Below are 18815 nucleotides of genomic sequence, written 5' to 3' on the forward strand. Positions count from 1 at the left end.
CAACCGCGAACGCCATGGCCACTGCCGAACCTGCTGCCGAAGAATCCGCCGTCGAATCTGCCGTTTACGGCAAGATCGATCGCCGCATCGTGCCGGTGATCATGATCGCCTACGTACTGGCCTTTCTCGATCGCATCAACGTCGGCTATGCGCAGCTGCAGATGAAGCAATCGCTGGGCTTCTCCGATGCCGTTTACGGTCTCGGCGCCGGCATCTTCTTCCTCAGCTATTTCCTCTGCGAACTGCCGAGCAATCTGTGGATGCAGAAGATCGGCGCGCGGCTGACCTTCCTGCGGATCATGGTGCTCTGGGGCCTGACCTCGGCAGCGACGATGTTCGTCGTCGAGCCCTGGCAGTTCTACGGCGTGCGCCTGCTGCTCGGCGTGTTCGAGGCCGGCTTCTTTCCCGGCGTGATCCTGTACCTGACCTGGTGGTATCCGAGCCATCGGCGCGGCCGGGTCACCGGCCTGTTCCTGTTCGGCATCCCGATCACCGGGATGATCGGCGGTCCCTTGTCCGGTGCGATCCTGACGCACATGGATGGCGTCAACGGCCTCGCCGGCTGGCAGTGGCTGTTCGTGCTCGAAGGCCTGCCGACGGCCTTGTTCGGCGTGCTGGTCTATGTGCTGCTCGCCGATCGGCCCGGGCAGGCGACGTGGCTCGATGCCGGCGAACGGCAACTGGTGCAGCGCGTGCTCGATGCCGATCAGGCCACCGGCGACAGTCATGATCGCGCCGGCGCGCTCACCGCACTCGCTGATCCCCGCACCTACGTGATGGCCGGCATCTACTTCTGCTGCGCCTGCTCGGTCTACACCTTCACCTTCTGGCTGCCGACCCTGATCAAGGCGCTGAACGTCGGCTCGCTCGCTTCGGTCGGTTTGTGGAGCGCGCTGCCATACGCGGCCGGCGGCATCGGCATCCTGCTGATCAGTGCTTCATCGGACCGGATGCGCGAGCGCCGCTGGCACGTGGCGCTGACCTTGGCGCTGGGCACCTCGTCGCTGTACGCGACGACCCTGGTCGCGGGCGCGTTCTGGCCAACCATGGTGCTGCTCTGCCTGAGTGCGGTGTTCAGCTTCTCCAGCGTGCTGTTCTGGGCGATCCCGCCAACCTATCTAGGCCGCGAATCCGCCGCCGCCGGTATCGCCGTGATCAGCTCGATCGGCATTCTCGGCGGCTTCGTCAGTCCCTCGCTGATGGGCTGGATGAAGGGCCTCACCGGCAGCCTCGACGCCGGCCTGCTGCTGATGGCCGGTATCGCCGCGCTCGGTGCGCTGGCGACCGTGCTGCTGGTGCCCGCGACGGCGCTGAGGGTGGGACGCGCAGAAGTCTAGTGCAGCGCACACAACGAAGCGGGAGTGATGTGGCGATGGATCGTGGTGCGAATCGAGGCGCGATGAGGAGCCATAGTCGTTCTATGGCGACGATTCGCAACGCAGAGTCGCGCCGCGAGACGCGGCACAGCGCTGACGGTTTGTTGTACGCGCTGCACCAGCTACGGAGTCGCCCTCGCTATCCATCGCGAAGGCTGCTCGCGATACTCGGTGTCGTCGTCATAACGAATACACGAGGAGAGCATCAATGAGCCTGAGCAACGCGCTGGACGCCCTGCTGAAGAACGGCACCGAAGCCGGAGAGATTCCCGGTGTGGTCGCTGTCGTCGCCGATCGCAATGGCGTGATCTACGAAGGTTCGGCTGGCGTGCGTGCGCATGGCGGCACGGTGCCGATGACCGTCGATACCTTCGCCTGGTTCGCGTCGATGACCAAGGCCATCACCGGTACGGCGGCGATGCAGCTGGTCGAGCAGGGCAAGCTCGATCTCGATGCGCCGGCGGCCAAGGTGCTGCCGGAGCTCGGCAAGATCCAGGTGCGCACCGGCTGGGCGGCCGACGGCAAGGCGATCCTGCGCGCGCCGAAGAGCCCCATCACCCTGCGCAACCTGCTGACCCACACCAGCGGATTCGCCTATGAATTCTTCAGCCCCGATGTCGACAAGGAGCTGACCGACGCCGGCAAGCCCAACGTCATCAGCGGCTCGTCGGCAACCATGGATCGCTCGCTGATCGCCGATCCGGACACCGCCTGGAACTACTCGATCGGCATCGACTGGGCGGGACGCATGGTCGAGCAGGCCAGCGGCCTCAAGCTGCGCGACTACATGGCCAAGCACATCTTCGCGCCGCTGGGCATGAAAGACGTCACCTTCGAAGCCAACGCCGAGCAGCAGTCCCGGGCGAGCGCGATGCACGCGCGCCTGCCGGACGGTTCGCTGGCGGTGATCCCGTTCGGCCTTCCGCCGGATGCCGAGTTCGACATGGGTGGCCATGGTCTGATGGGCAGCCTGCCGCACTATCTGCGTTTCACGCGGGCGATCCTCAACGGCGGCATTCTCGACGGCAACCGCATCCTCGCGCCGACTACGGTCGAGCTGATGAGCCAGAACCACATCGGTGAATTGAGCGTGCCGGTGATGAAGACCAATATGCCCACGCTGTCGAATGACTGCGACCTGCATCCGGGCATCGATCTGAAATGGGGCCTGAGCTTCATCATCAACCAGCAGCAGCTGCCCGAAGGCCGCGCCGCCGGTAGCCTGGCCTGGGCCGGCCTTCCGAACGCCTATTTCTTCATCGACCGGAAATCCGGCATCACCATGGCGCTGCTGACCCAGATCCTGCCGTTCTGGGATGCCAAGGTGGTGGCGCTCTATCAGAAGTTCGAGCGGACGGTCTACGACCACCGCTGAGCGCCGCCGCATTCCGCCCGCCCCGATCCGGAGAATCTGCAATGCCCGCCTTGATGATTGCCCTGGTCAAGATCAGGAACCCTGCCAAGTTGCAGGAGTACGCCGCCGCTGCCGGCCCGACGGTTGCCGCTGCCGGCGGCGTCGTGCTCGGCCGTGGCAAGTACAAGGAAACGCTGGCCGGCGCCATCGACGTCGACAACGCGATGGTTGCCCGTTTCCCATCGTCTGCCGCTGCTCACGACTGGTATCACTCCGCTGCCTATCAAGCCCTGATTCCGGTTCGTGACGAAGCGATGGAGGCGACCTTCTTCGTACTGGATGAGCCGAGTTGAGTGGTGGCTCTGCATATGATTTCGCAGGCTCGGCCGCCCTGATCGAGCCCTGCGAAACGAGGCTCCGGAAAGAATCGGAAAGCTCCATTTGATGAGCCGATTCCGGAATGTCATATCCAAAGTGCCAATAAAATAAGTTATCTGTGGCAGAATGCTGCTTCCTAAGACGGTTCGATTCCTCCAGAACGGCTGTCGATTTGCCATTCAGTGGCCTTAGTCTCAGGGAGCAGAACCTTGTCCAGAGGAAAATTGGCCGCCAGCGGCTGGCGGTTTTCGTGCATCCGAGTGGCCGCGGTCAGCAGATTCATGCTGGCTGTTCCCGTCTTGATGGCCGTTTCCGGGCACTCCGTCTGGGCAGCGTCGGTTCCAACGACTGTGCAAGCTGCAGCGCCCGCCGCAGGCATGCAGCGCCAGTCGATCGACACCAAGGCTTTTCCCCTGGCGCTGTGCAATGACGGCTCGTCAGCGGTGTACTACTGGCAGGCCGGGGTCGGCGCCAACGCGGCGCGGGACGCCAACAAGACAGTGATCTATCTCGGCGGCGGCGGTTTCTGCGCCACCGATGCCGACTGCAGCCGTCGCCCGCCCGAGGGGCGTTCGTCGATGTCCTATCCGACGTCGGTCAACGGCACCGGCATTCTTTCAAGCAGCAGCAAAAATCCCAACTTCCAATCCTGGAATCGCGTCTTCCTGCCGTACTGCACGTCGGATCTGTATAGCGGCGATACGGGGCCGACCGGCGGCGCCGCGAACTTCCAGTTTCGCGGTGCGCGAGTGGTCGAAGCCATGATCCAGTCACTCACTAGCCGCAACGGTGTTGGCAAGAAGGGCGATGTCGTGCTGCTCAGCGGCGGCTCGGCGGGTGGCATCGGCGCCTTCATCAATGCCAACCGGGTGCGCGCGCTGCTACCGGCGGCAACGGTGTTGACTTTGGTGGATTCAGGCGTGTTTCCGGATGTAATACCGCCGGAAAGCACTCCGCCCGATATGCTGCCGATCCACGACCAACTTTCCGGCGGCAGCCAGTACTGGAACTCCCAGTTCGACAGCGACTGCGTGGCCGCCAATCCCAAGATGCCCGCGCGCTGCCTGCTGTTCCAGTATGCGGAGCCGACATTGCGCACGCCGACCTTCACCGTGCAGAACGTCCGGGATCCAGTGTCGATCCGCAATGCCGGGCTTTTCCAGCCATCCGATTCGAATACTCCGGAGCAAAATGACTGGGTCAATCAGGTGTTCATCAAGAGCATGGCGTCCATCCTGCTGCCGCTCGGCCAGTCGGCCGGCGAAGGCTTGTTCGCCGTCTGCGAGCCGGATGTTCATGGCATGATCTTCGACGACATCAACTGGACTCGCCGCTACACGGACCTGGGCAGCGCTTCGCTCGAGAAGAACGTCTATCGCTGGGCCAGTGGTCTCGGCACGAGAACGCGAGTCGGTGTGTCATCTTGCCGCTATCCCTGAGACGAGATTCCTGAAGCACTCGGCGACCAGCGGCTTCCTGCTCGAGCGGCCGTTCTGACAAGGTGCTGACATCGGTTTTACGAGTTTGCCGCCGGCGATCGATACGCCGTCGCAAGGCTTCATCGAACGGTCATCTCCGCTTAACCGCAAGCCGCGACGATGCGCCCGCAGTCGTCGGACCGGCGGCCGCTCAGGGTCGTCGCGGGCAGTGCCGAAGTGTCGTGAAAGTGTCGGCGTCGATCTTCCAAACCAGAACGTCATGGGAGAAAACGCATGCGCTTTCCGATCAGGAATTTCGTGGTCGCTGTATCCGCAGTGATCGTCGCGTCGCTGTCGGGCTTGACCGAATGCCAGGCGCAATCGACGCCCGCCAGCCGCCTGGTCAGCGACAAGCCGCCGCTGGTCATCGGCCATCGCGGCGCTTCGGGCTACCGCCCCGAACACACGCTGGCCGCGTATGAACTGGCGATCAATCTCGGCGTCGATTTCATCGAGCCGGATCTGGTATCGACCAAGGACGGCGTGCTGGTGGCCCGTCACGAGAACGAGATCGGTGGCACCACCGATGTCGCCAGCCATCCGGAGTTCGCCAGCCGGCGCACCACAAAGACCATCGACGGTCTGGCCCTGACCGGCTGGTTCACCGAAGACTTCACCCTGGCCGAGCTGCAGACCCTGCGTGCGGTCGAGCGCATTCCGGCGATCCGCCAGCGCAGCACCGTCTACAACGGCCTCTACCAGGTGCCGACCCTGCAGCAGGTCATCGACCTCGCGAAGCGCAAGAGTCTGGAGACCGGCCGGGTGATCGGCATCTACCCGGAAACCAAGCATCCGAGCTACTTCCGCGGCATCGGCCTGCCGCTCGAAGAACCGCTGCTGGCGACCCTGCGCCGCAACGGCCTGGATCGTCGCGACGCACCGGTGTTCATCCAGTCCTTCGAAGTCGGCAACCTGCGCCAGTTGCGCAGCCGCACCCGCATCCGGCTGGTGCAGCTGTTCGGCGGCCCGGCCGATCGTCCTGCAGATTTCGTCGCTACCGGCGTCAACTTCACCTATGGCGACATGGCCACGCCGGCCGGCCTGGCGCGGATTGCCAGCTACGCCGATGGCATCGGCCCGCCGAAGAGCTTGATCGTGCCGCGTGATGCCGCCGGCAACTCGCTGACGCCGACGACGCTCATCGCCGATGCTCATGCTGTCGGCCTGATCGTTCACCCGTATACGTTCCGTAACGAGAACACCTTCCTGCCGAACGAGCTGAGAGTCGGCGATCCGGCCAACGCCGCGTTCCCGACCTTCTACGGCCGGGCGTTCGATGAATACCGGCAGTTCTTTGATCTCGGCGTCGACGGTCTGTTCAGCGACAACGGCGATACCGCCGTCGAAGCGCGCCGGCTGCTGCTGAATCCCTGAGCGCCCAAAGGCCGATAGCCAGCCGGATTCGATCCGCGGCTATCGGCCTTGCCGGAAGGTCTTCGAGCGCAGCACTTCCTGCTTGCGCTCGATCACGCCGCGACAGCCGTCCGCCATCAGCCTGCACAGCGCGGCATCGCTGACGCCGAGCTTGCGCTGCAGCGGCAGCAACTCGCGGAGCAGGGCGGACGCGGCCGGCTCGGCGCCGTCCACCGCATAGGCCGCCGCAATGTCGGCCATCACCCAGCCGCGGAACAAGGCGCCGAGCCTGTGTGCCCCGGCGAGCCGCATCGGCGTGCCGGCGGCGGTCCGGGCACGCGCCTGGATGCAGCCGGGCAGCTCATCGGCATCGTGCTCGATCTGCACCTGGCAGCTTGCGGCCTGATCGGCGCCCTGCTGCAGCGCCTCGCCGAAAGCCGGCCGGGCATCGGCATTCGCCGGTAGCGCCAAGGTCAGGACCAGCGTGACGGCAAGGCTTATCGGCGCCGTCATCGAAAAGACACTGCCTGGCAACAGAGCCTTCCCAGACTGCGGCCACCGCTGAAGCACGGCAACGACAGCTTGCCGTCATCACCATCGAGATCAGGGAGCAGGTTCATGAACAAATTCTGGTTGTCCGGTTTGACAGGCGTATTGCTGAGCGGCGCTGCCATCGGCGCCCCGCAGACGCCGACGAATGGCGTCGCCGCCGCTGCCGGTAGCACGGTCGGCGAATCGCCACTCGAATTCCTGTGCCGTTACAGCGCGATTCGCGATCGCCTGCCGCAGTGCCGTCCCGGCGTGCTGCAGTACGCGGCCTCGAACTTCAGCGCCGATGAAGCGGCCGGCACCCTGACCGTGACCGTCACCCGCAGCGGTGGCAGCGCCGGCCCGGTGTCGGTGCGATACGCCAGCGCTGCGGGTTCCGCGACCGCTGGTGCCGATTACGCGGACGTCAGCGGCGTGCTCAGCTGGGCAGCGCGCGACACGGCGCCGAAAACCTTCACCGTGCCGCTGACCGACGACGCCACGTTCGAGCTGAACGAAACCCTGAAGCTGTCGCTGAGCGCGCCGACCGGTGGCGCCACGCTGGGCCCGCGCGCCACCGCCAACGGCACCATCACCGACAACGATCCGGCGGTGCTGAAGCTGATCGGCCTCAACGATTTCCACGGCAATCTGAATCCGCCCGGCGGCACCACGCGCGCCGTCGATCCGAACAACCCGGCGCTGACCGTCGGCCTGCCGACGGGCGGCGTCGAGTATCTGGCGACTCAGGTCGCGCAGCTGAAGGCCAGCAATCCGTTCAATGTCGTGGTCGGCGCTGGCGATCTGGTCGGTGCTTCGCCGCTGGTGTCGGCGCTGTTCCACGATGAACCCTCGGTGATTGCGCTGGACAAGCTTGGCCTCGAATTCTCGTCGGTCGGCAATCACGAGTTCGACGACAACGCCGCCGAGCTGCGCCGGCTGCAGAACGGTGGCTGCTTCCCGGGCGGCGTGATCGGCGCCGATACTTGCATCGATGGCACCTTCCCCGGCGCCCGCTTCCGTTACCTGGCCGCCAATGTCTTCGACGAAGTCACCGGCCAGTCGTTCTTCCCGGGCACGGCGATCAAGCGTTTCGATCTCGGCGCCGGCCGCAGCTTCAAGGTCGGCTTCATCGGCCTGGTGCTGCGCGGCACGCCGAACATCGTCACCCCGTCCGGCGTCGCCGGCTTGCGCTTCGCCGATGAAGCCGACAGCGCCAATGCGCTGGTCGCCGGCCTGCGCCGCCAGGGTGCCGAGACCATCGTCGTGCTGATCCACGAAGGCGCGGTGACCACCGGTCTGTACAACGATCAGGCCTGCCTGGGCCTGACTGGAGACATCCTGCCGATCGTCGATCGTCTCGATCCGGCGATCGACGTGGTGGTCAGCGGTCATACCCACAACGCCTATATCTGCCGCCGCAACGGCCGCCTGCTGACCAGCGCCGGAGCCTTCGGCCGGATCGTCACCGACATCGATCTGACCATCGATCGCAACAGCGGCGATGTCATCTCGAGCACCGCGCGCAACATCGCCATCGTCAACGACACCCTGCCGAACCCGGCACCGGCGGCCTATCCGACTCTGACCCGCGATCCGGCGGAAACGACGCTGGTGACGCGTTACAACGAGCTGGTAGCGCCGCTCGCCAACCGGGTCGTCGGCCGGATCACCGCCGACATCACCCGCACTGCGACGGCGGCCGGCGAATCGGCGCTCGGTGATGTCATCGCCGACGCCCAGCTGGCGGCGACGGCGCCGACGCAGTTTGGCGGTGCGGTCGTCGCGTTCATGAACCCGGGTGGCATCCGCACCGATCTGCTGTTCGCGCAAATCAGCGGCGGCGAGCAGCCGGGCGAAGTGACTTACGGCGAATCGTTCACCGTGCAGCCATTCGGCAACAGCCTGACGACGATGAGCCTGAGCGGCGCCCAATTGAAGACGGTGCTCGAACAGCAGTTCGACAATCCGACGGTCGGCCAGAACCGCTTCCTGCAGATCTCCAACGGCTTCAGCTACACCTATGACAACGCGCAGCCGACCGGCAGCAAGGTGCTGGCCGGCAGCATCGTCATCAATGGCGTGGTGGTCGATCCGGCGCAGAGCTACCGGATCACCGTCAACAGCTTCCTGGCCACGGGAGGCGACCGCTTCTTCGAGCTCAACAACGGCACCAATCGCCTCGGTGGCGCGGTCGATCTCGACGCGCAGACCGACTACTTCACGGCCAACAATCCGGTGGCGCCCGGGCCGCGCAATCGCATCACCCGTTTGAACTGAAGCTGTTCTGCTGAGCAGAGCGCCCGCCTTGTGCGGGCGCTTTTCGTTCCAGGGCCTAGTCGCGCAGTTCCCGGCGCAGGATCTTGCCGGTGACGGTCTTCGGCAGCTCCGGCAGGAAGGCGACCACGCGCGGTACCTTGTAGGCCGCCATCCGCTCGCGGCAGTGGGCGATGATTTCTTCCAGCGTCACGGTAGTGCCGGCCTTCAGGCTGAGCACCGCTTTCACCGTTTCGCCGCGATAGGCATCCGGCACGCCGACCACTGCGGCTTCGCGTACCGCTGGATGCGTATACAGCACGTCCTCGACTTCGCGCGGCCAGACCTTGTAGCCGGCGGCGTTGATCATGTCTTTCTTGCGATCGACCAGGAACAGCCAGCCGTCCTTGTCGATCACACCGATGTCGCCGGTATGCAGCCAGCCGTCGCGGATCGCATCGAGCGTGGCTTCCGGCTTGCGCCAGTAGCCGCTGACCACCTGCGGTCCCTTGATGATGATTTCGCCGGCCTCGCCGTGGGGCAGCGGCTGTGCGGTCTCGGCATCGACGATGCGGATGTCGGTGTTGAAAGTCGGTACGCCAACGCTGAGCGCGCCGAACAGCGGATCGACCGGCGCCAGCTTGTCGAGTGGCGAGACGGTGGCCGGCGAGGTCGATTCGGTCATGCCGTAGGCATTACGGATGTACAGGCCGAACTTCGCTTCGAACTGCGCGACCAGAGCCGGTGCGATCGGTGCGCCGCCGGAGTAGATCGAACGCAAGCTGGCGAGGCTGTCGGCTTTCGCGTCCGGATGGTTCATCAGCGCCATCAGTGCCGTGATCGCGCCGATCGTGAACGCCGGCTGCCGTTCGCGGAAGGCATCGAGCATCACGCCGGCTTCGAAGCGGTAGGCGAGGGTCAGCGCGCCGGCGATGCTGAAGCTGGTCGCGATGTGGCCGATCAGGCCGGTGATGTGGAACAGCGGCGCGATGCCGAGGATGCCGTCGCCTTCGCGTAGCTCGATCCAGTCGCGATAGACCTGTGCGGTGAACGCGACATTGCCGTGGCTGTTCATCGCGCCTTTGGGCAGGCCGGTGGTGCCCGAGGTGTAGACCAGCATCGCGGTGTCGCTGGGTTCGTAATGGATCAGCGGCGGTGTTTCACCGCGATGGGTGGCGATCAGCTCGGCGAACGCCAGCGTGCCTTCGCAGGCAATACGGCCGATGCTGCCGAACAGGCGGGGATCGTTGCGGCGCTGGTATTCCAGTTCGGAGGTGGTGATAACGATGCCGATGGGCCGCTCCGCCAGCACCTTGGCAATCACCTCGCGATATGCGGTCTCGTGAGCGATCAGCGCGGCTGGTTCGCAGTCCGCGAACAGCAGCGCCAGTTCGCGCTCGCGGTTCATCGGATTGATCGACACCGCGATCGCGCCGGCCTTCCAGATCGCGACCAGAGCGATGACGAACTGCGGCACGTTCTGCAGCACCAGGGCGATGCGGTCGCCACGCTGCACGCCACGCGCAAGCAGCGCGCAGGCGAGGGCGTCGCTCTGAGCATCGACTTCGGTGTAGCTCAGCGTCGCGTCGAAGTAGTGAAGCGCAGGCTTGTCCGCGGCTTTCGCGACCGCGGCCCGGAACAGCGACAGCGCATCAGGCTGCTCGACCGTGATCGTCGCCGGATGACCGGCGCTGTACTGCGCGACCCAGGGTCGCTGTTTGTCCATCGCCGGCCTCAGCGAATCACCACCGGATTGACCGGCGCCCCGGAGCCATTGATCACCTTCAACGGCGCGGCCACGTACAGGAAGCTCCACTGGCCATCGGCGGCGCAGTCGGCGGCCAGTGGATCGAGCTGGCAGATCTCGGTGAACGTCACGCCGAGGTTCGACATCAGCGCGATGTGCAGCGGCAGTGCCACGCCGCTGACCGGGTCCATCGTCACTTCGTTGGCGATGGTGTCGGTCACCAGATTGGGGATTTCCATCTCGTGGAACCAGCTCACCAGTTCCGGCGAATAGGTCAGGCCCGGTTCGACGAAGTTCTTGTAGAACTCGACCCGGTCGCGCTCGTAGAACGAGCCGATCCAGCCGGTGCGGATGATCAGGATGTCGTGCTTCTGGATGGTCACGCCCTGCTTCTCGGCCGCGGCGAGCAGATCCAGATGGGTGAAGGTTTCGCCGGGATCGAGCACCGGTTTGCCGCGATGACGGGCCATGTCGATCAGCACGGCGCGGCCGACGATGCCGCGTTCGGCGAGCGGATAGACGCTGGCCCTGCTCATGCCGCCGATCGTGGTGTTGGCGTCGTAGCCGTTGTAGAGCTTGTCGTCGCACCAGACATGGCCGAGCGCGTCGTACTGCGTGGAGCCCTGCAGGTACATGAACATCACGTCGTCGGCGTATTCGATGTTGCCGGGGAACTCCACGCCCTTGCCGCACAGCCAGTGACCGTGATCCATGACGTTGATGCGCTGCGACTGGTTGCGGCCCGGCCAGACCGGATCGCCGCCCGGCTTGCCCATCGGAATCTGCAGGGTGTAGGTCTTGCCCTGGCGCACGGCGGCGACACCACGCAGCACTTCGGCGCTGGTCAGGAAGTTCAGCGAACCGACTTCGTCCTCGGCACCCCAGCGGCCCCAGTTGCGGGGGGAATCCTTCAGCAGCTCGGCAGCCGTCGGCACTGGCTTCGTGGTCATGTCTTCTCCGTTCGCAAGGGTGAGCTGCATCTGCGCGCAGCTAGCTGGATGCTGCCTAGCGAACGCGGTGAATTCAACCGCGTATCAGCCCGCGAAGGAATTTCTGGTGCGCCATTGGCGGTGCAGGGTCGCAGCGATGAACAGCGTGCAGTAGCCGGCAACGAGCACGGCGAGGCCGGTCAGGCCATCCGCGGGTTCGTCGTGCTCCAGCGCCAGCAGGATCAACAGCAGCGACAGCAGATGCGCGAAGAACGCCCACAACGAGGACCGGCCGAGTGCCGCCAGCGGCGCGATCGGCAAGCGGCGGAAGATCTCGCCGCGCAGGCTGACCAGCAGGCACAGCAGCGCCGCCAGGTTGAGCAGGCGCACCGGCGACAGGCTCCACTTGTCGATCCAGAACAGGCTGGTGGCAGGGTTGCTGAAGCCCATCGGCCCGTGCACGTGACGCCATACCAGCAGGCCGGCGGACAGTAGCAGTGCGGCGTTCAGTACCTTGCCGCCGCTTTGTGACTGCACCGCTTGCTGCGTACGGCTCAAGCCGGCAACACCGAACCACAGGCCGAGCACCCAGAGCAGCTGCCAGGCGAGCAGATCGAAGGCGCCCAGCGCGGCGAACGGAAACTGCCAGCCGAAGTAGCCGTCGACCAGCTCGAACAGCAGCTTGCGCAGCCCGAACTGCGCCAGCACCCAGATCGCCACGCTGATGCCGAGCACGCGATTCCAGCCGTGGCGATCGACGGCCTTCATCAAGGGAATGGTCAGCAGCAGGAACAGCACGTACATCGGCAGGATGTCGAGCAGCGGCGGATGGTAGATCAAGGCCGCAGCGCTGAGTGCGGCGCGGTTCGGTGATTCGAGATAGAAGCTCAGCAGATTGCGCAGCTGTGGGCGATCCAGCTCCACGGCCGCCCAGGCGATCACCGTGAAGGCGATCACCAGCAGCACCGCATGCAGCAGATACAGATGGAACGCCCGCTTCAACAGCCAGCGCACCGCACCGCGCCGACCGTGCATCTCGCGCTGGCTGATGTAGATCGAACCGGCGAGGAACGCCGACAGGAACACGAAGCCTTCGGCGGCCGAGATGAAGCCGAACGGCTGATCGAGCCGGCCGGACCAGACGGTCGGCAGGTGGCTCATGGTCATCAGCATCAGCAATGCGCCGCGCAGGATGTCGAGCGTGGGATTTCGGGACATGGTGGGCAGCAAGGCGCGGCGAGGGCGCATTGTGCCGTCCGGGCGCGTTCACAAGATGTGAAGGGCTGGCCCATGCTTCCAAGGCTCCGTCATTCCGGCTACAAAGCCGCACAGAGCGCGCGGCCGGGACATCGTCCGAGTCAGCACGCCACCCTCGACAAGTGCGTGCGAGCACGGGAGCAAGAGCAGCAATGACGACGGCATCGAGCGAGTTTCCGAGCTACGTCCATGGCGCATCCGCGGAGCCGCTGATCGGCCAGACCATTGGTCAGCTGTTCGATGCGGCTTGCGCACGCCATGCCGGGCGCGACGCGCTGATCGCCTGCCAGCAGGGCGTTCGCCTGAGCTATGCCGAGCTGCGCCAGCAGGTCGATGCGCTGGCCTGCTCGCTGATCCGGCTCGGCTTGAAGCCCGGCGAGCGCATCGGCATCTGGAGCCCGAATCGTGCCGAATGGACCTTGACCCAATTCGCCTCGGCCAAGGCTGGGCTGGTGCTGGTCAACATCAATCCGGCCTATCGCCTGAGCGAGCTGGAATACGCGCTGAACAAGGTCGGCTGCCGGGCGCTGGTCACGGCGGCCGCGTTCAAGGGCAGCGACTATGTCGCCATGCTCGCCGAGCTGGCGCCGGAACTGGCGCACTGCAAGTCGGGCGAACTTCAGTCGGCACGCTTGCCGGCGCTGCAGTTCGCGATTCGCCTCGGCGCGGACACGACGCCCGGCCTGCTGAATTTCGATGCGCTGCTGACCGAGCCCGGCGCCAATGAACTGGACGCACTGCAGGCGCTCGGCGAGTCCTTGCAGTTCGACGAGCCGATCAACATCCAGTTCACCTCGGGCACCACCGGCAGCCCGAAGGGCGCGACGCTGTCGCATCACAACATTCTCAACAACGGCTATTTCGTTGGCGAAGGCATCCAGCTCAAGCCCGGCGATCGCATCTGCATTCCGGTGCCGCTGTACCACTGCTTCGGCATGGTCATGGGCAACCTCGGCGCGCTGACCCATGGCGCGGCGATGGTCTATCCGTCCGAAGCCTTCGATCCGCTGGCGGTGCTGAGCGCCGTTGCCGCCGAGCGCTGCACGGCGCTCTACGGCGTGCCGACGATGTTCATCGCCCAGCTCGATCACCCGAGTTTCGCCAGCCACGATCTGTCCAGCTTGCGCACCGGCATCATGGCCGGCAGCCCTTGTCCGGTAGAGGTGATGAAAGCGGTGACCGAGCGCATGAACCTGCGCGACATGACCATCGCCTACGGCATGACCGAAACCTCGCCAGTGTCGTTCCAGACCGCCGTCGATGATCCGCTCGATTGCCGGGTCGGCACCGTCGGCCGCATCCATCCGCATTGCGAGGTCAAGATCGTCGATCTCGATGGCCGCATCGTGCCGCGCGGCGTTACCGGCGAGCTATGCACGCGCGCTTATTCGGTGATGCTCGGCTACTGGGGTGATGACACGAAGACGCGCGAAACCATCGACGCAGCAGGCTGGATGCACACCGGCGATCTGGCGACCCTCGACGGGCAGGGCTACTGCCGCATCGTCGGCCGGATCAAGGATCTGGTGATCCGCGGCGGCGAGAACATCTACCCGCGCGAGATCGAGGAATTCCTCTATCGCCATCCGCGCGTGCAGGATGTGCAGGTAGTCGGCGTACCCGATGCGAAGTACGGCGAGGAGCTGTGTGCCTGGATCGTGCTGCGGCCCGGCGAGACCGCGAGCGAGGACGATATCCGCAGCTTCTGCCGCGGCCAGATCGCGCACTACAAGATTCCGCGCCACATCCGTTTCGTCGATGCGTTCCCGATGACGGTCACCGGCAAGGTGCAGAAGTATCTGATTCGGGACGCGATGGTCCGTGAGTTTGAGGGCAAGCCCTGACTCCGGTCGCCGCGCGCTGCATCGCTTGTCGCGCGGTCGGCAGATAGCGCCAGCGCTGCGGCGTCAGCCGCCACAGGCCGCGAGTGACGCTGCCCAGTCCGCGCAGCAGGCGTTCGTCTCGCTTGGTCCAGGCCAGCCCCAGGCGCTCGCGCAGCACCGGCGGCAAGGTGCCGGCCGCAAGCCATTGCGAGCCACCGCTGACGATCGGCCGCAACAGCCGGTTCCACAGCGGGCCGCGCAGCCAGCCGTACGGCGCCGGCACGGTGTGGCCGTTGCGGAAGTACCAGTCGGTGACCGTGGTGTTCTGCAGGCGCGTATCGATCATCTGCTGCCAGTAGCGCTGGAAGCTCGCGTAGTCCGGCGGCACCGGCGCCATCGTCAGGCCGTATAGCGCGTACCACTGGATCGACTCCCGATACAGCCGCTCCTTGTCTGTTTCGCTGAGCGGCGTGCCGAAGAATTCGCAAAGCGCAATCTGGCCTTCGAAGAAGGTGGCGTGCGCCCAGTAATACAGCTCCGGATTCAGCGCGTGATAGGCGTGACCGCTGTTGCTGTGGCCACCGATGCCGCGATGGAAGTCGCGTACCTGGCGGCCGGTGCAAAGGGCGCGGTCGCCGTCGTAGACCACGCCGAGGATCGGCGGCATCGAGCGCAGCAGGCGATGCCAGGGGTTCTGGAAGAAATTCGAATGCTCGACCAGCGCCGCCGAGATGTCCGGATGCATGTTCTGCAGAGTGCCAGTGCGGACGATCAGCAGCAGCCCGCGCAGATCACCGAACAGTTGCCAGGTCAGCGAATCCGGTGACAGCGGTGTCGTGGTGGCGGCGAGCTTGCTGGTGCTGATCGGCACGACCTTGTCGTTGCGACGCGGCCGATCGCCGGCTGGATGGACTGCCGATGGCGGCGGTGCTTTCTGCTTGCGGTCGCCCATTGCGGACCTCGATTCACGGCGGCTTGCCGAGGCTGAACAGTAATGCGACGCTTTGCTCGCATTCAATTCGCGATGCCGCTTCCGGAGGTCCGCCGTGCGCAAGAGCCCGAAGCAGCAGCGCTCGCAGAAAATGGTCGACGCCTTGATCGAAGCGACCGGCCGGGCGATCGCCGAACACGGCCTGGCGCATGCGAGCACCAACCACATCGCCGTGCTGGCCGGGGTCAGCGTCGGTTCGCTGTATCAGTACTTCGACAGCAAGGGCGCGCTGCTCGAAGCGCTGCTGGATCGGCTGAGCAGCGATCTCGCCGGCTTGATCGATCAACGCATCGACAGCCTGCTCGATGCCGACGTGCGCAGCACCGTGCACGGCCTGCTGTCCGCGGTATTCGCGTTCATGCAGAAGGATGAGGGCCTGTACCTGGAACTGGCGCGCAACTGGCACCAGCTGCATTCGATGCGCGTCGTCGATCTGCTCGAACGGCACATGTTCGAGGTCTGCCGGCTGTACCTGCTGCGTCATCTGAACCAGTTCCGCATCGCCAATCCGCATGCGGTGCTGTTCGTGATCATCAACAGCACCCTGATGACGCTGATCCGCTACCTGAGCCAGCCGAACTCGCATCTGCGCAAGGACGAGATCATCGACTGCCTCAGCGACATGCTGGCCGCGTACATGCAGTCGCTGAACGAGGCGCCGGCAAAGGCTTGAGTCACTGCGGCTCTTGTTCTACTCGCGTTTTGCCGCGACCGTCATGCAGTGCGGCGCGGGCTTCGGCACACTTCCGGACCCCTATCGAGAGCGCATTCATGTCCACCCGCAAGCACCATCTGCTGTCCGTCAATGGCGTCCGCATTCATGCTGTCGAAGAGGGCAGTGGCCCGCTGGTCGTGATGGTCCATGGCTTCCCGGAGTCCTGGTATTCGTGGCGGCATCAGCTGACCGCGCTGGCTGCTGCCGGTTATCGCGCGGTGGCGATCGATCAGCGTGGCTACGGGCGCTCGTCGAAGTTCGCCAATACCGATGCCTATCGCATTCACGCGCTGGTCGGCGATGTCGTCGGCGTGGTCCATGCGCTAGGCGAAAAGACCGCCGTGGTCATCGGCCACGACTGGGGCGCGCCGGTGGCGTGGACCGCTGCCTGGCTGCATCCGGAAGTGTTCACCGGCGTGATCGGCCTGAGCGTGCCGTTCTCCGGACGCGGGCTGATAGCGCTGCCGGGCAGCCCGTTCGGCGAGCGCCATCCGGGTGAACTGCATGCCGAACTGGCCGGCCCCGGCCAGACCTTCTACCAGGACTATTTCGGCGCCATGGAGGCCGCAGTCAACGAGATCGAAAGCGATGTCCGCGGCTGGCTGCGCGGCGCGGTGTGGTCCTTGTCCGGCGCGCCGCTGAAGGCGCTGCTGCCGGATTTCGCGACGATGGATCAGGTCGCGCTGATTCGCGGCAGCGCCATTTCGATCGCCGAAGGCGGCCGGATGTCCGATCGCTTCATGCAGCCGGAAACGATGCCGGCCTGGTTCACCGAAGCCGATCTCGACGTCTTCACCAACGAGTTCGAGCGCTCCGGTTTTGTCGGGCCGCTGGCCTTCTATCACAACCTCGTCAACGACTGGCATGACCTGGAAGCCCAGGCCGACAAGCCGCTGACGCCACCGGCGCTGTTCATCGGCGGCGAGTTCGACGTCGCCACCGGCTGGGGCCAGGAAGCGATCGCCCGCGCGTCAGAGCGCATGCCGAACTACGTCGGCACCAAGATCTTCAAGGGCAGCGGCCACTGGATCCAGCAGGAACAGCCGGCGGAGACCAATGCGGCGATTCTGGAGTTTCTGGCGGCGCTGAAGTAGCGCTCTGAGTCCTGAGCCGGCAGCAACGCTGCCGGCTCAGGACCAGGCTTCAGAGCCCCGCCATGCAGGTGTATTTCACGACCAGATAATCCTCGATGCCGTAGTGCGAGCCTTCGCGGCCGAGGCCGGATTGCTTGACGCCGCCGAACGGGGCGACTTCGTTGGAGATCAGGCCGGTGTTGACACCGACCATGCCGTATTCCAGCGCGCCGGATACCCGCCAGACGCGGCCGACATCGCGGGCGTAGAAGTAGCTGGCCAGGCCGAACTCGGTGTCGTTGGCCATCGCGATCGCTTCCTCTTCGGTCTCGAAGCGGAACAGCGGCGCCAGCGGGCCGAAGGTTTCTTCGCGGGCCACCAGCATGTCCTGGGTGGCGTTGGCGATCACCGAGGGTTCGAAGAACGAGCCGCCGAGTGAATGGCGCTGGCCGCCGGCGAGCAGCGTGCCGCCCTTGGCCAGGGCATCGTGGATGTGTTCCTCGATCTTGATCACCGCCTTGTCGTCGATCAGCGGGCCGATCTTGACGCCATCGGCGGCGCCATCGCCGACGGTCAGTTTCTGCACGGCGGCGACGAACTTGGTGGCGAAGGCTTCGTAGACGCCGGCCTGCACGTAGATGCGGTTCGAGCAGACGCAGGTCTGGCCAGCGTTGCGGTACTTGGAAATGATCGCGCCTTCGACGGCGGCATCGAGATCGGCATCGTCGAAGACGATGAACGGCGCGTTGCCGCCGAGTTCCATCGACACCTTCTTGATCGTCGCCGCGGTCTGGCCCATCAGCGTCCGGCCGACTTCGGTGGAGCCGGTGAAGGTCAGCTTGCGGACCAGCGGATTGGTCGCCATCTCGGTGCCGACCTCACTGGCCGCGCCGGTGACCACCGACAGCACGCCGGACGGAATGCCGGCCCGTTCGGCAAGCACCATCAGCGCCAGTGCCGACAGCGGCGTCTGCGACGCCGGCTTGACCACCATCGTGCAACCCGCCGCCAGCGCCGGGCCGACCTTGCGGGTGATCATCGCTGCCGGGAAATTCCACGGCGTGATCGCCGCGCAGACGCCTACGGGTTCCTTGGTGATGACCAGTCGCTGGCCGACCAGCGTCGGCGGAATCACGTCGCCGTAAGTGCGCTTGCCTTCCTCGGCAAACCATTCGATGAACGAGGCCGCATAGGCGATCTCGGTGCGCGATTCGCTCAGCGGCTTGCCCTGCTCGGCAGTCATCAGCTGCGCAAGATCTTCCTGGTTGGCCATGATCAGGTTGAACCAGGTGCGCAGCAGGCCGGCCCGATCCTTCGCGGTGCGCGCCCGCCAGGCTGGCCAGGCGGCATTGGCCGCTTCGATCGCGTCGCGGGTTTCCTTGCTGCCCAGTTTCGGCACGCTGGCCAGCAGCGCGCCGGTCGCCGGGTTGTGAACCTCGATCGTGGCCTCGCCGCCGATCCACTCGCCACCGATCAGGCATTGCTGGCGCAGCAGCGTGGGGTCCTTGAGCTTCAGTGCGGTGGTCATGTCGGGTTCCTGTGCGGTGGGCGTGGCAG

The 18815-nt window shown here is 65.2% G+C and carries 15 protein-coding genes; 9 read left to right on the forward strand and 6 right to left on the reverse strand.

What is annotated here, in order from left to right; all coding sequences use genetic code 11:
• Nucleotides 1-14: 14 nt before the first annotated feature.
• From G513_RS0116450 to G513_RS0116470, 5 genes are all read left to right on the forward strand, one after another.
• Nucleotides 15-1337 carry an MFS transporter gene (locus tag G513_RS0116450; RefSeq protein WP_022977959.1) on the forward strand — a complete coding sequence of 441 codons (1323 nt, stop codon included), beginning with the start codon at nt 15-17 and terminating at the stop codon, nt 1335-1337.
• Between the two features lie 247 nt (nt 1338-1584).
• Complete coding sequence (locus tag G513_RS0116455) at nt 1585-2751, forward strand: serine hydrolase domain-containing protein (protein WP_022977960.1); 1167 nt, start codon at nt 1585-1587, stop codon at nt 2749-2751.
• Between the two features lie 41 nt (nt 2752-2792).
• Complete coding sequence (locus G513_RS23620) at nt 2793-3083, forward strand: DUF1330 domain-containing protein (protein ID WP_022977961.1); 291 nt, start codon at nt 2793-2795, stop codon at nt 3081-3083.
• Between the two features lie 234 nt (nt 3084-3317).
• Complete coding sequence (locus G513_RS0116465; protein WP_169560674.1) at nt 3318-4547, forward strand: pectin acetylesterase-family hydrolase; 1230 nt, start codon at nt 3318-3320, stop codon at nt 4545-4547.
• A 273-nt stretch (nt 4548-4820) separates the two neighbouring features.
• Entirely contained in the window at nt 4821-5960 is a 1140-nt protein-coding gene (locus G513_RS0116470; RefSeq protein WP_022977963.1) for a glycerophosphodiester phosphodiesterase, read from the forward strand.
• Between the two features lie 39 nt (nt 5961-5999).
• Here G513_RS0116470 and G513_RS0116475 read toward each other — a convergent pair whose 3' ends face one another.
• Nucleotides 6000-6452 carry a hypothetical protein gene (locus tag G513_RS0116475; RefSeq protein WP_022977964.1) on the reverse strand — a complete coding sequence of 151 codons (453 nt, stop codon included), beginning with the start codon at nt 6450-6452 and terminating at the stop codon, nt 6000-6002.
• Between the two features lie 105 nt (nt 6453-6557).
• Here G513_RS0116475 and G513_RS23625 point away from each other — a divergent pair, with 105 nt between their 5' ends.
• Complete coding sequence (locus G513_RS23625; protein WP_022977965.1) at nt 6558-8747, forward strand: 5'-nucleotidase C-terminal domain-containing protein; 2190 nt, start codon at nt 6558-6560, stop codon at nt 8745-8747.
• Between the two features lie 55 nt (nt 8748-8802).
• Here G513_RS23625 and G513_RS0116485 read toward each other — a convergent pair whose 3' ends face one another.
• The 3 genes from G513_RS0116485 to opgC all read right to left on the reverse strand — a co-directional run bounded on the left by G513_RS0116485 (nt 8803) and on the right by opgC (nt 12617).
• Nucleotides 8803-10449, reverse strand: coding sequence for a class I adenylate-forming enzyme family protein (locus G513_RS0116485; RefSeq protein ID WP_022977966.1), 1647 nt, complete (start codon nt 10447-10449; stop codon nt 8803-8805).
• Between the two features lie 8 nt (nt 10450-10457).
• A complete protein-coding gene (locus G513_RS0116490) occupies nt 10458-11420 on the reverse strand; it encodes a cyclase family protein (RefSeq protein WP_028475652.1) in 963 nt (320 codons plus the stop codon).
• Nucleotides 11421-11504: 84 nt separating this feature from the next.
• Entirely contained in the window at nt 11505-12617 is a 1113-nt protein-coding gene (gene opgC / locus G513_RS0116495; protein ID WP_028475653.1) for an OpgC domain-containing protein, read from the reverse strand.
• A gap of 191 nt (nt 12618-12808) precedes the next feature.
• Here opgC and G513_RS0116500 point away from each other — a divergent pair, with 191 nt between their 5' ends.
• Nucleotides 12809-14500: an AMP-binding protein gene (locus tag G513_RS0116500; RefSeq protein WP_022977969.1), complete on the forward strand. Its 1692-nt coding sequence runs from the start codon at nt 12809-12811 to the stop codon at nt 14498-14500.
• On the opposite strand, the gene G513_RS0116505 is transcribed toward G513_RS0116500, so the two are convergent.
• The gene (locus G513_RS0116505; protein WP_022977970.1) at nt 14433-15431 is read right to left on the reverse strand and encodes an oxygenase MpaB family protein; all 999 of its coding nucleotides are present in this window, start codon (nt 15429-15431) and stop codon (nt 14433-14435) included. The genes G513_RS0116500 and G513_RS0116505 overlap by 68 nt on opposite strands.
• A 94-nt stretch (nt 15432-15525) precedes the next feature.
• On the opposite strand from G513_RS0116505, the gene G513_RS0116510 reads away from it, so the two are divergent.
• Nucleotides 15526-16143: a TetR/AcrR family transcriptional regulator gene (locus tag G513_RS0116510; RefSeq protein ID WP_022977971.1), complete on the forward strand. Its 618-nt coding sequence runs from the start codon at nt 15526-15528 to the stop codon at nt 16141-16143.
• 98 nt (nt 16144-16241) lie between these two features.
• Nucleotides 16242-17279: an alpha/beta fold hydrolase gene (locus G513_RS0116515; RefSeq protein WP_022977972.1), complete on the forward strand. Its 1038-nt coding sequence runs from the start codon at nt 16242-16244 to the stop codon at nt 17277-17279.
• 49 nt (nt 17280-17328) lie between these two features.
• Here G513_RS0116515 and G513_RS0116520 read toward each other — a convergent pair whose 3' ends face one another.
• Nucleotides 17329-18786: an NAD-dependent succinate-semialdehyde dehydrogenase gene (locus G513_RS0116520; RefSeq protein WP_022977973.1), complete on the reverse strand. Its 1458-nt coding sequence runs from the start codon at nt 18784-18786 to the stop codon at nt 17329-17331.
• Between the last annotated feature and the right edge of the window lie 29 nt (nt 18787-18815).

This window comes from Nevskia ramosa DSM 11499 (assembly GCF_000420645.1).
GTDB classification, from domain to species: domain Bacteria; phylum Pseudomonadota; class Gammaproteobacteria; order Nevskiales; family Nevskiaceae; genus Nevskia; species Nevskia ramosa.

What these genes read in the sequence shown, in the direction of transcription:
- G513_RS0116505 (WP_022977970.1), bottom strand. Translation starts at nt 15,431, where the DNA reads ATGGGCGACCGCAAGCAGAAAGCACCGCCGCCATCGGCAGTCCATCCA.
- G513_RS0116475 (WP_022977964.1), bottom strand. Translation starts at nt 6,452, where the DNA reads ATGACGGCGCCGATAAGCCTTGCCGTCACGCTGGTCCTGACCTTGGCG.
- G513_RS0116490 (WP_028475652.1), bottom strand. Translation starts at nt 11,420, where the DNA reads ATGACCACGAAGCCAGTGCCGACGGCTGCCGAGCTGCTGAAGGATTCC.
- G513_RS0116500 (WP_022977969.1), top strand. Translation starts at nt 12,809, where the DNA reads ATGACGACGGCATCGAGCGAGTTTCCGAGCTACGTCCATGGCGCATCC.
- G513_RS23625 (WP_022977965.1), top strand. Translation starts at nt 6,558, where the DNA reads ATGAACAAATTCTGGTTGTCCGGTTTGACAGGCGTATTGCTGAGCGGC.
- G513_RS0116450 (WP_022977959.1), top strand. Translation starts at nt 15, where the DNA reads ATGGCCACTGCCGAACCTGCTGCCGAAGAATCCGCCGTCGAATCTGCC.
- G513_RS0116470 (WP_022977963.1), top strand. Translation starts at nt 4,821, where the DNA reads ATGCGCTTTCCGATCAGGAATTTCGTGGTCGCTGTATCCGCAGTGATC.
- G513_RS0116485 (WP_022977966.1), bottom strand. Translation starts at nt 10,449, where the DNA reads ATGGACAAACAGCGACCCTGGGTCGCGCAGTACAGCGCCGGTCATCCG.
- G513_RS23620 (WP_022977961.1), top strand. Translation starts at nt 2,793, where the DNA reads ATGCCCGCCTTGATGATTGCCCTGGTCAAGATCAGGAACCCTGCCAAG.
- G513_RS0116515 (WP_022977972.1), top strand. Translation starts at nt 16,242, where the DNA reads ATGTCCACCCGCAAGCACCATCTGCTGTCCGTCAATGGCGTCCGCATT.
- opgC (WP_028475653.1), bottom strand. Translation starts at nt 12,617, where the DNA reads ATGTCCCGAAATCCCACGCTCGACATCCTGCGCGGCGCATTGCTGATG.
- G513_RS0116455 (WP_022977960.1), top strand. Translation starts at nt 1,585, where the DNA reads ATGAGCCTGAGCAACGCGCTGGACGCCCTGCTGAAGAACGGCACCGAA.
- G513_RS0116520 (WP_022977973.1), bottom strand. Translation starts at nt 18,786, where the DNA reads ATGACCACCGCACTGAAGCTCAAGGACCCCACGCTGCTGCGCCAGCAA.